This is a genomic window from Trichocoleus sp. DQ-A1, assembly GCF_039961955.1.
GTDB lineage: Bacteria > Cyanobacteriota > Cyanobacteriia > Cyanobacteriales > FACHB-T130 > FACHB-T130.
The window spans coordinates 85,686-97,684 of the sequence record NZ_JAMPKE010000005.1 but is presented as its reverse complement, the minus strand read 5'-3'; the positions used below and the strand labels follow the sequence as shown (position 1 = coordinate 97,684).

6 protein-coding genes are annotated in these 11,999 nt (G+C 46.2%); 2 read left to right on the top strand and 4 right to left on the bottom strand.

Translation table 11 applies throughout. The features are described from left to right. Nucleotides 1-31 precede the first annotated feature (31 nt). The gene (locus NDI33_RS07455) at nucleotides 32-322 is read left to right on the top strand and encodes a DUF4242 domain-containing protein (protein ID WP_190410329.1); all 291 of its coding nucleotides are present in this window, start codon (nucleotides 32-34) and stop codon (nucleotides 320-322) included. Here the strand turns inward: NDI33_RS07455 and NDI33_RS07450 are convergent, their stop codons facing one another. The 4 genes from NDI33_RS07450 to NDI33_RS07435 all read right to left on the bottom strand — a co-directional run bounded on the left by NDI33_RS07450 (nucleotide 323) and on the right by NDI33_RS07435 (nucleotide 10,058). Continuing rightward, complete coding sequence (locus tag NDI33_RS07450; RefSeq protein ID WP_199302531.1) at nucleotides 323-7,807, bottom strand: AAA family ATPase; 7,485 nt, start codon at nucleotides 7,805-7,807, stop codon at nucleotides 323-325. A gap of 60 nt (nucleotides 7,808-7,867) precedes the next feature. Continuing rightward, a complete protein-coding gene (locus NDI33_RS07445) occupies nucleotides 7,868-8,002 on the bottom strand; it encodes a hypothetical protein (RefSeq protein ID WP_277878917.1) in 135 nt (44 codons plus the stop codon). Between the two features lie 655 nt (nucleotides 8,003-8,657). Beyond that, on the bottom strand, nucleotides 8,658-9,110 hold the full coding sequence (locus NDI33_RS07440; RefSeq protein ID WP_190677248.1) for an FxLYD domain-containing protein: 453 nt from the start codon (nucleotides 9,108-9,110) through the stop codon (nucleotides 8,658-8,660). A 438-nt stretch (nucleotides 9,111-9,548) separates the two neighbouring features. Beyond that, on the bottom strand, nucleotides 9,549-10,058 hold the full coding sequence (locus tag NDI33_RS07435) for a hypothetical protein (RefSeq protein WP_348245625.1): 510 nt from the start codon (nucleotides 10,056-10,058) through the stop codon (nucleotides 9,549-9,551). Nucleotides 10,059-10,786: 728 nt separating this feature from the next. On the opposite strand from NDI33_RS07435, the gene NDI33_RS07430 reads away from it, so the two are divergent. Then, nucleotides 10,787-11,860 (top strand): class I SAM-dependent methyltransferase, encoded by a 1,074-nt coding sequence (locus tag NDI33_RS07430; protein WP_190677244.1) that lies wholly within the window; start codon nucleotides 10,787-10,789, stop codon nucleotides 11,858-11,860. Nucleotides 11,861-11,999: the final 139 nt, after the last annotated feature.

Genomic DNA, 11,999 nt, shown 5'->3' with positions numbered 1-11,999 from the left:
CCTAAATTGCTCAATCAATCAGGAGGAAAATATGGTTCGTGTCCTTGTAGAAAAGATATTTGAGCCACCGATCACCGAACAGAAGTGGAACCACGATCTTGAGATCGGAATACCTTGTCACCGGGCACACAATGTTCATTGGATTCGCTCAATGATGGCACGCGATCGCGCTAAAGTAATTTGCGAATTTGAGGCACCTGATGCTGAGACTGTGCGGAAGTCCTTTCGGAAAGCTGGCTTACCCTTCGCCCGGATCTGGACAGTTGATATTTTAGAACCATCTGTTGGATCAAATGTATCAACTCTGTCTAATTGCTCTTAATCAAAAAACCTTTGTAGTCTCACTTTCAGGTTGAAGAAACAGTAATGATGCGATCGCCTTCACCAATGCCTCTGGTTCCACAGGCTTAGAAATGTGCTGTTGAAATCCTGCGGCGATCGCTTGTTGGTAATCCATCTCGGCAGCATAGGCAGTCAGCGCGATCGCTGGAATGTTTCCTCCTTGGTCTGGTTTCAGACTCCTCACCTGTCGCATCAACATATAGCCATTGATTTCTGGCATTCCAATATCGCTGATGATGACATTTGGCTGGGATTGGCTTAGTGTTGTCAGCGCTGCAACGGCTGAGGCTACGGAGGTCACAGTTGCACCATATTGCTCCAACAGGAAGCACAAAAACTCTCGCATATCTGCATCATCATCCACCACGAGAATTTGTAAGCCAGACAAAGGTAAGGAGTCAAAAGTCAGAACTGAGAGGTTGTCTTTTTCATCCGACTGCCTTTCTCTATCATTCTGCAAACAGGGAAGCTTAATTAGGAAAGTTGCACCTTGTCCTTCCCCCAGACTTGATACACTTACGGTGCCGCCGTGAAGTTCTACGAGATGGCGGACGATTGCCAGCCCTAGACCCAATCCCCCAAAGGTTCGGGTGGTGGTACCATCTTCCTGACGGAAATAATCAAAGACATAGGGTAAGAACTCAGGTGCAATCCCCTTGCCTGTGTCAGTTACGCGGATTTGCGCCTGCGCTTCGACCTGCTCTAAGGCGATCGCGACCTGTCCCCCAGCCGGAGTAAACTTAACCGCATTGGCAAGGAGATTCCAAACGACTTGCTGCAATCGATTGGCATCACCGGAAACCTGTCCTACGTCCGGTTCGAGGATGGTCTGAATCTGGATAGATTTGGCTTCGGCTGCTAAACGCACCGTCTCGATTGCGGCTTCAATCGTCGATACCAAGTCAACCGGGTAGACGTTGAGGCTCAGCTTCCCTTGCAGGATGCGGGAGACATCAAGCAAATCTTCAATTAATTGGGTTTGTAACTTGGCGTTGCGCTCAATAGTTTCTAAGGCGCGATCGCTGGTTGCCGGATCGAACTTGCGGCTACGCAGGAGTTTTGCCCAACCCAGAATCGGATTAAGCGGCGTTCTCAGTTCGTGAGAGAGAACGGCTAAGAATTCATCTTTGACGCGGTTTGCCGCTTCCGCCGCACTTCGCGCGGTTCGTTCTGCTTCGTAGAGATGGGAACGAGCGATCGCTTGGGCGCATTGTTGGGCAAGTGCCAAGATAAAAGCTTGGTCATCCTCGTTAAGTTCTTGTGGCTCAGTAAAGCCCAGAGACAAGCCTCCAACTGCCCGACCCTCTACCATCAGCGGAATCGAAACCCACGTCCCAAAGTTAAATTGACTATAGGCTTCAGCCAGGTGAGGGTAACGAGCAGCTCGTTTTTGTGACGTTTCACCCCAAACAGGTTGTCCAGTCCGTACCGCCTCTGCTAGAGGGACTGCTGTGTCGATGGAAAAACGTTGCCAGCCATCGATTTGATTCACTTCATAGCCAACCGCCCGCACAATTTCCAGTTCAGTACTGCTTTCATTGAGCAATGCCACTAGAGCATAGTTGGCACCCAAGGCAGCCATGCCCTGTTCGACGATGACTTCAGACACTTGGGTGGGTGTGAGCGATTCTGAAAGGGCAGCGGTAATGGACTGGAGACGGGCAATTCGCTCTGCTGCCCGCTCCGCCGTCTGTTGCGCCTGCTGCGCTTCCCGATAGAGGCGGGCATTATCGATAGCGATCGCTGCCCGATGAGCAATATCTTCCGCCAGCGAGAGGTCGCCGGTGTTGAAACGATGAGCAGATTCAGCCGTGACAAACGAAATGGCACCGAGAATCCGCCCCCGTGCCATCAACGGTGAGATAATATAGGACTTTAAACCCAGTTCCCGCAGAATTCGCAGATGTTCTGGATCTTTAACTGCTTCTGCCAGGACTGCATCTGAAATTTCCGTCACCATTTCTGTTTGCCCAGTACGCAGCACCTTTGGTACACCTTCCGGTGCATTCAACGGTCTAGGATAACGCTGATGGAGTTCCCAGGCGAGTTTCACTTTCTCCGGATCTCGGTGGGCAACGGCGACCCGATGAATCGATTGGTTGTCTTGCAGGAGGTCAACGCCGCACCAGTCGGCGAAGTAGGGCACAACTAGGTTTGCCACGCTGGAGAGCGTGCTTTCGTAATCGAGGGAAGAGGCGAGGGTGGCACTGACTTGAGCCAAAAACGCGGCTCGCTGTCGGTCGGCTTCTGCTTCCTGGCGGGCGGTTTGCTCTGCGTACAGTTGGGCAAGTTTCGCTTCAGCCTGTTTGCGATCGCTAATATCTTTGTTGATGCCCACAAAAAAGAGCGGCTTGCCAGCCTTGTCGTAAACAAGCTTTGATGTTGTTTCAATCAACACTTTCAACCCATCTTTTCTCACACAGGGAACTTCACCACAAAATCCTCCGGTTTCCTGAATAGACTGGATCATTTGGGCGGTCATCGTTGCTGCAATGTCAGGGTGATGTAAGAAATTCAGGGGTTTAGCGATCGCTTCGGACGCCGTATAGCCGAAAATCTGCTCCGCGTTGCCCAGCCAGCGTTGAATATTTCCCTCCAGATCGGTTAACACAACAGCATCGGGCATTTGCTCCAAAGCAGCCTTAGAAATCAGCAGAGATTCTTCAGTTTGTTTGCGCTCTGTGATGTCAATTACAACACCACTCATGCGAGTCGCTGTGCCTGCTTCGTTGAAAAAGGCTCTTCCCCGGCAAGCAGCGTAGCGAATGCTGCCGTCATCCTGAATAATGCGATATTCGAGATCGTGTTCCACTCCTTCGTTAACCGCTCGGTTCAAAGATTGAGCGAGCGATTCCCGATCGTCTGGATGCAGGCGAGCCAACACTGCTTCTGAGGTGGCAACAAACGTTTCGGGGGTGACTCCAAATAGTTGATAAATCTGCTCATCCCAGTCAAACCGATCGTTGAGAATATCCCAACTCCAAATACCGATTTGAGCAGATTTCAACGCTAGGTTAAGTTGTTCTTGACTTTGTGCTAACCCTTGATAGAGACGAGCATTCTCCAGGGAAATGGCAATTTGAGCTGCTAAAATTTCCAGCACGGAAAGCTTGTCGTGTGTAAAAGCGCCTGGGATAAAGTTGTTTTCTAAATATAAAATTCCCAGCAAGTTTGACTGACGGGCGATTGGTAAGCAAAGTACAGACTTCGGTTGCTTTTGAATCACATACTCGTCTTCCGAAAATAGATTCTGCTCTGTGGCATCGGGCAAAATCACAGTTGATTGAGTTCGCTGCACATAATTCAGCACTGACTGAGGCAATGCAATTTCACCCGCCAATTCAGGTCGAAAAACATTAAGTTTTTCAGCTTGGGAATTTATTTTCGCTTCGACTTCTATCACTAGATTCTGCTCGTGAAAAAGCAGCAAATAACCCAGTTCGGCTCCTGCTTGCTCAAGCGCAATCTGCATCAATGTCTTCAAAAGTCGAGAGAAGACAATTTCGCTAGAAATAGTTTGAGACGCCTTAACAACCGATAGAAAGTCAAGTTGCTCCCCCGTGCTTAAAAACGTTTCGTTGGAGGCAGGGGGCTGTTGCGGCAACGGTTGCGGCAATAAGGTCGGATAGAGCTGCTCAAGCTGCTTGACCTTGCCGAGCGCCTCCCAGCGCCGATAGGCATTCCTGGCTTCTTGCAGATAGGTTTTAGCGATCGCTTCAAACTCCCGATCTAAGTAAAACTTAGCTGCTAACTCATACGCCAAGGCTTCATAATGCACAAATTTCTGCTCGCGGGCACAGCGAATTGATTGCTCATACAGGCGCATTGCTTCCATGTCCCGACCCTCAATTCGAGCTATCTCCGCCCCCACTAATTGAGACTTATGTAAGAAGTTAGCAGGGCAGTGGCTCGCCCAATCCTGCAATTGACGCTGATGCATTTCTAAGGTTTCTAAAAACCCTTCCTGCTCTTCACAAGATGCAGTTGGATAAAGAGCCGCCAAGGTCAGCGAGTGATACAGAACATAATCGGTTTCGATTGGTAATGCCAGGGTTGTAACTGGAAACACGGACACTTGTAAGGCAAAATTTAGCGCCTCCTCATACTGTTCGTAGGTGAAAAACACAATTAATTTGATGATGTGATAAAAAATAATTCCACTTACGAAGCCTGCATCCGTAAGGATGGAAAAGGCGTGCGATTCATCGAAACTATCATCACTTAGGGTCAGCTTGTGGTAGGTGAGTCCGCGTAAATTTAGGAGAAACTGCTGCTGCAATCTAATCGTCTGATAGGCCGCCTCATGCTTAGATTGCTGGGCAAAGTTAACGTACTTTTGAATTAAATTATACGTTTCGGGAAGTGGACTTCCTACCTGAATAATCTGCCAAGAGCCTTGATAGCCGTTGTAGTTAGCCATCGTCACATCACCTGCTTCCACACAACCGATAAATCCTCGCTCTAAAAATGGAATATCGGTAGAAATATGGTTCCGCCAAACGTTGATATGACTGCCATGAATGTGCAGAACTGTTCCTCTGAGTTTCGGATCATTCAACTTCTCATTTAGTTGAATCGTCATCTCGGAAAATGCATACCCCGTAGGAATATCCCGAAAGATCGAAACCAACAACATCGCATACATACTATAAGCAAAACAGGAATCTTCCGTATTACCATACTTCAGGGAATAATTGACTGCCTTGAGTACAACTAGCGGAAAAATACTTGGTCTGCCGAGATAAGCAGGCGGCCCTACAGTTGTCAGCAGACCGATGAGTGTCTTAAGATTTGGATCTTGGAGCGTTGGGGCGTTGAGTAGATCGGAGACTTGTCTGTCACCTAAATTTGCCAATACCTGGCTTTTTTCGATAGCGATCGCAACCTGCACTTGCTCCTCTGAATCGGGGAAAGTCACCCCAAAAATTTTTAAAGCTTCTAATCCGAGTGCTAGCGCCTCCTCATACCTACCTGCAACTTGATAAAGTCTGAGCTGAAGTATATAAATATTCGCTTTGTCTATATAAGATTTGGCTTTGATAAATAGAAGCTTAAATAGCTCTTCCGCCTCCTCTAAATTACCCGTTAAAAATTCGCATTCCGCTCGTTCTTTAACTAGAGTAAATGTTTGTTCATAATGGTCAAGCCAAGAATCTTCATTTAAAAGATTTGCAGCGACAGCAAGCATTCTTTTCGCAGGTGTGTACGCAGTGGAGGCTTTTGCCTTCTTAGCAGCAATTAGATTTAGGCGAATTAATTCGTCTTTTTCTGTCCGCTCAGTAATCAAACCAACAGCTAGATTAAGTTGATTCACTAAATCAAAAATTTGTTCTTCCAGTTGAGCAGAATTGAAACTTTTAAGTAAAAGTCGCCCAATCGTGAGGTGAACCGCTTGCTTTTGTTCATCATCGATCAAGGCATAGGCAGCTTGTTGAATGCGATCGTGGTAAAAGCGATAGCTTTTCTCAATGCTTTCAGTTGCCTCTGTGGGGATGATGAATCCTCTCAGAACCGCTTCCAAAAGTGTATTAGCTGTTTGCTGAAGAGATGTTTCGCCGACGATTGCTAAAACTTCTAAATCAAAACGATTCCCGATACAGGAAGCTAACTTGAGCAACTGTCGAGTTTCGGGCGGCAGTTTTTGCATCCGCCCAATCATCAGATTGACAATATTATCCGTAATGCCTTGGGCTTCAATTTGGGCTTGATCCCATTGCCAGACGCGATGGTTGCGCTCGAACGTCAGCAGATTTTCTTGGTACAGCGTTTTGAGAAACTCGTTGACAAAAAAAGGATTGCCATCGGTTTTCTGGACGATTAATTTGGCAAGAGATTCTGACCGTCCCGGCTCACAATGTAGGGTTTCAGCAATGAGCTGATTCACATAAGTAAGGTTGAGAGGAGTGAGAACAATTTCGGTTATTTTTGCCCCACCTTGACGAATCTGCTCCATCATCAGACTGAAGGGATGGAGCAAATCGACTTCATTATCTCGAAAAGCCGGAATAAAGCAAAGATGCTGGAGACTTGATCCCGTGACGATGGTTTGAATCAAATTCAAAGTGGCGCTATCTGCCCACTGCATATCATCCAAAAAGACAGCCAGTGGATGCTCTTTTTGAGCAAAGATACTGATAAAGTTTTGAAACACCAGATTGAATCGATTTTGGGATTCAGCGGGTCCCAAGTCTGGTATAGGAGGTTGTTCGCCGACGATGAGTTCAACTTCTGGAATCACATCGGTAATCAGTCTGCCATTATTCCCGAATGCGGCTTGGATTCGCTTTCTCCAAGTGGCAAGTTTATCTTCAGGTTCCGTCAAAATTTGCCGAACGAGCGTCTGAAAAGCTTGAACAAGGGTGGAATAAGGAATATCTCGTTTGTACTGATCGAACTTACCAGAGATAAAAATCCCACGTTCTCTTACGATGGGTTTTTGGATCTCGTTCACGAGAGAAGATTTACCAATCCCAGCATATCCAGCGACGAATATAAGTTCTGGCGTACCTTGTCTAACAACTCGCTCAAATGCTTGTAAAAGCTGTGCAATTTCTCGCTCTCGCCCATACAATTTTTGGGGAATTTGAAACCGCTCTGAGATATCTTGTTCGCCTAAAGGGAAAGATTGAATTTGTCCAATTGTCTCCAACTGTTTTAGGCATCGTTCCAGATCGAACTGCAAACCCAAAGCACTCTGGTAGCGATCTTCTGCAACCTTTGAGAGCAGTTTCATGATGATGTCAGATAGCGATCGCCCAATCTCCGGTCTTACCTTTGTGAGTGGTGGCGGCGATTGGGCAATATGACAATGCACCCACTCTAAAGGGTCTTTGCCCTGAAACGGTAGCTGACGGGTCAGCATTTCATAGAAGGTGACTCCCAAGGAATATAAATCGCTGCGATGGTCAATCCCGCGATTCATTCGCCCAGTTTGCTCTGGCGACAGATAAGCCAAACTGCCTGCAATCTGGCTGGAACTGCTGACCATTTGCTGTTCGTAGGGGATAAAAGCAGCGATCCCGAAGTCAGCGATTTTGACCTGATGCGTTTCCAGATTAAAGAGAATGTTCTGCGGCTTAATATTTTTATGGACAATGCTACGGCTGTGAATTTGGGCGATCGCATTGCTGATTTGAATGGCAATTTTTAAAAACGGAATCGGCTCCCGAAAGTCTTCTAGAAGCCGATCGAGCGATCGCCCGCCAAAATCCTCCAAAATCAGATAAGGAATGCCCCAATGCACCTCTAAGGCGTAGGCTTTAACTGCTCCGGGGGTGTTCAACCGTTGGGCGATCGCATACTCATGTCTGAGTTGCTCAATATTGTTGGGCGTACAGCACTCTGGACGTAGCCCTTTAATAATCACCGGACGCCGATCTTCGACTCTGATTCCACGGTATAGGACGGCTTTTATCCCTTCTTTGAGTAAAGTGACAATCGTAAATCCGGGTAACTTCAAGGTCATGTCAACAGATCCTATAGCCGTGCTTCGTCAGAATAGTCAGAGGCCAATGGTGCTTCAGACTCATCTGCTAGATTTAACTAGAGTAGCAATCGCTTCAACCAGTTTTTCCGATTCTCCAGGCTTGGCAATATGCAGATGGAATCCTGCTGCGATCGCGTACAGCCCTTTGGGCATGAAAACAGCGAAGCGAGGCATTAGCCTAGCGCCGACCTATCGGTTAGCTCATCTGTAATTACCCCAAGATGGCATAAAAAATTGAAAAATTCGATGCTTGAAAGCTGACAAACTACTGACCATTCTCCTGTAAGTATTTAGTCATCATTTCGGCTCTCTTGACAAGACCAGCCTCCTGACGCTATCTGCGACAAGCTTAAGGGATCTCTAATACTGACTACGAGAGATTTTCCTAGTTCTGAGCTACAGAATGCACAATAACAGTCATCCCCATTTAGACAACCACTAGGAGATAACGATAAGACCCTCCATTCCGTAGGTTTACCCTACCTCCTAGAGAGTCTTCTGATATTGGTGGTGCTTATGCGATCGCTTAACTCTTTGATGGCTTCGGGAAGAAAGTGCAACTGGACTGCCCTCTTAGTAACAGTTGCACCACAGCAACAACGGAATCAGTAGAAGTAAAGTCTTGGATTCAGAGAATACCCGAAAAAGCGATCGCTGATATCTGCGTCCAGACCATTTAGTTTTACTATCCCTTGCTTATTGACTACTTTTAGAGCCAACCTATCAGAAATTTTCTGATTTCTGAGTTTTGCCTGCATTGTTGTTTTCAACCCAATCAATCGCTGAGGCTAAATAACTGCGTGGTTTCATTTGCCCACCACCATTCTTGTTACTCTTTCCAATTAACAGATGTCGCTCTCAATTTGTCATCACCGATAATCGTGTGAACTTTGAAAGAGCCGCTTTGTCCTGGATTTAGCGTGGAGGGTTCTGCATTGACAGAACTACTTTTAATCACCTTGCCATCTAATCCAACAACGTTATAGGTGACTTCAATCGAATGAACTGTTTTTTGGGTTTCGTTGATGATGCGACCCGTCAGAATATCCCCATCAGATGTTTGGTCTGCGATGATGACTTGAGGTTTCTCACCGCATAGTTGGGTGAGGTCTAAAGTTCTGCCATCCGATGTCTGCATATAGCAAAAGGGCATATCAATCTCAGAAGCTGACGCCCTCACAGCTTGAAAAATTGGAATCCATGAATTGCTTGAGGGGTGATAGTTGCCGAACAAAATTGAAGCAATCCAAAGGAAGGTTGTTAGATAAATTGGTTTTTGCATGGTGATAATAGCTGGCAATAAGTAATGAAAATTTATTAGCCTGAAAAGGCTGAAATAACCAACCAAATTTCAACTCGTTTCAAATTCAAGAGATTTAAGCTATGAACACGAATTTAATTTAAGGCAGTATTTAAGGCAAAGTTCTAACTTTTTAGTTTGAGTATTGGGCATTTTTTACAAATACCAAGTATTGGATCGTCCGGCGTTTAAACCGTAGCCATAAAGAGGGAATAAAAAGTAATCTCTAGGCTAGAGTAGCTGAGAAAATTCCAATACCTTAATCAACCAGTTTGCTAGCCATACCATTTAGATTGTGTGGCGATACATTAAGGATCTCCCCAGCCCCTCAATAAATTGGGGGGCTAAGAAGTCTATATGTTGCAAGCAAAAAACAGAATGGTATTAGAGCATTGGAAATCGACTCGCAAATGTACCCAGTTACTCAGCAATGGAGTAACTTGCAACTCCAGTACCTGGTGGTAGTGAGCAAACAACCTCATAAGCTCCGTTAGCAGTTTGAGCTACAGGTCCCGTGAAGTTGAACACATGCTTCTTCGGAGTACCTGTAGCACCACCGCTAAGTGCGATTGTTAATTTCTGGAATTGAAAACTTAGAGAGTTCGGCTGGTTAGCCCGCAGCTCGCACTGTAGGGTTGTAGACTGAGCGTTTCTGCTGAATACATGCACAAAAGCAAGAGGTCCTGCGCTGCCATTTTCAGTCCCTGATGTAATGTCCCGAACAACAGGACAATGTAGGTTAATGGATGTGGTACCTTGAACTGAAAACTGTCCAGCTGCACGACTAAATTGCTGATTAGAAGCGGAAGTCTCAGGCTGACACGCACTTCCAGAATAGACTTTATTATCTCCAGCTAATGCTGCGGTGGGAATGGCAGCACTGGATAATAGAGTGGCAGAAAATGCGATCGCTACTTTTGCACGTTTCATGTTGGACATCATAGAAGTTGCTCCTTGGTATTTGCGTTGTTAATTAGTGAATTGCTTCACCTAAATACCAAGTTATTCAAAGCAGCGTTCGCGAAGCGTTCAATTAAATGCGATCAGAAATTTGCATTTTTGTGATTCAAATCACTTGCGCTCAGGTTAAAGCGAAGATACCCGATAACAATCTTTTTGGGAACTCGCAAATTCTGTATGAATTTTTCTAGAATTGTGCAGCAAGCAACTGAATAAGTCTATTTTTCCGGTCATGTATTAACCGTCTCAAGCAGTGTATACGAGCCGCAATCCGTTATCAGGAACGACGAACGAGCCGACAGGTCGGCTATAGGCTTACGCCTTCGCTACGCTGACGCTGTTTTCATGCCCAAAGGGCTGTACGCGATCGCATCAATTTCACAGTGGTTATATGCATACATAGCCTAGGGTAAGGATTTGGGGACATCGAACGCTTCCAGAACGCTATCGGAACGCTTGCCTTGATAGCTTGTTCATATACCAAAAAACATTCATAGAGGATACCGAACAAATCCTGAAGAGACACACAGCTTGGGTTGAATTCCTGCGAATACCCTCCGTTTTTCTTATATCTATTTCTCTTCGGAATGCTACCTATCAGCTCCTCTAACTCCGCTTAAGAGTGCAACAGAAATCTAAGTTTTTGCGATCGCACTCTGAATAACACATTCAAACTTGAAAATCATGACGAGGATTTTATGACAACACTTACCCTAGACCAAACCAAAGCAGAAGCATTTGCCGAACGGATGCTTAACATTCTCAACAGTGGCGCGATCGCTCTGATGACGTCTATCGGTCACAGAACTGGGCTATTTGACAGGATGGCTGAACTACCGCCTTCTACAAGCCAACAGATTGCAGACGCAGCGGGGTTGAATGAGCGGTACGTGCGCGAATGGTTGGGAGCAATGGTTACGGGTGGCTTTGTGGAATACAATCCAGCTAAGAATACCTACGATTTGCCTCTAGAACACGCCGCATTCTTAACGCGGGCTTCCAGTCCTGACAACATTGCGGCATTTTCCCAATACATCCCTTTGTTAGGAAGTGTTGAGGAGCAAATCATCGACTGCTTTTACAAGGGTGGTGGGGTTCCCTATTCTGCTTTCAAGCGTTTTCATCAAGTGATGGCGGAAGATAGCGGTCAAACGGTCGTTGCGGCGCTGAATGACCACATTCTGCCCTTAATTCCCGGACTGATTGAGGCACTTGAGAAAGGAATTAATGTGCTGGATGTGGGGTGTGGGAGCGGTCGTGCCATCACCAAAATGGCGAAGGAATTTCCGAATAGTCGGTTTACAGGCTACGACTTCTCAGAAGAAGCGATCGCGATCGCTCAAACCGAAGTCCAACGCCTCAATCTTGCAAATATCCGCTTTCAAGTAAAAGATGCTGCCAGCCTGGATGAAGTTGAAAATTACGATTTCATCGCTACCTTTGACGCCATTCACGACCAAGCTCAGCCCGATCTAGTGTTGCGAGGAATTGCCCAAGCACTGCGTCCGGATGGCATTTATTTGATGCAGGATATTCGTGCCTCCGGTTATGTTGATGGCAATCTCGATCATCCGGCAGGGCCGTTACTTTACACCATTTCTTGTATGCACTGCATGACTGTATCGCTTGCGGCAGGAGGCATGGGGCTTGGTGCCATGTGGGGTCAGGAGAAAGCATTGGAAATGCTGGAAGATGCCGGTTTCACTAGCGTGGAAATCAAGCAACTCGCTCATGATTTTCAAAACAATTACTACATTGTGCGGAAGAATTAAACCCGTTTTACGAATTGTCTGGATTAAATCCCTGCCATCAATTGGGGGGATACAGAAAAAATCACAAATGTAGCGGCAAGAAAGTGAATCGCTAAAAAAATATGTAACACCAACCTTCAATTCTGAAAACCATTGAAAG

What these genes read in the sequence shown, in the direction of transcription:
- NDI33_RS07450 (WP_199302531.1), bottom strand. Translation starts at nt 7,807, where the DNA reads ATGACCTTGAAGTTACCCGGATTTACGATTGTCACTTTACTCAAAGAA.
- NDI33_RS07440 (WP_190677248.1), bottom strand. Translation starts at nt 9,110, where the DNA reads ATGCAAAAACCAATTTATCTAACAACCTTCCTTTGGATTGCTTCAATT.
- NDI33_RS07435 (WP_348245625.1), bottom strand. Translation starts at nt 10,058, where the DNA reads ATGAAACGTGCAAAAGTAGCGATCGCATTTTCTGCCACTCTATTATCC.
- NDI33_RS07445 (WP_277878917.1), bottom strand. Translation starts at nt 8,002, where the DNA reads ATGCCTCGCTTCGCTGTTTTCATGCCCAAAGGGCTGTACGCGATCGCA.
- NDI33_RS07455 (WP_190410329.1), top strand. Translation starts at nt 32, where the DNA reads ATGGTTCGTGTCCTTGTAGAAAAGATATTTGAGCCACCGATCACCGAA.
- NDI33_RS07430 (WP_190677244.1), top strand. Translation starts at nt 10,787, where the DNA reads ATGACAACACTTACCCTAGACCAAACCAAAGCAGAAGCATTTGCCGAA.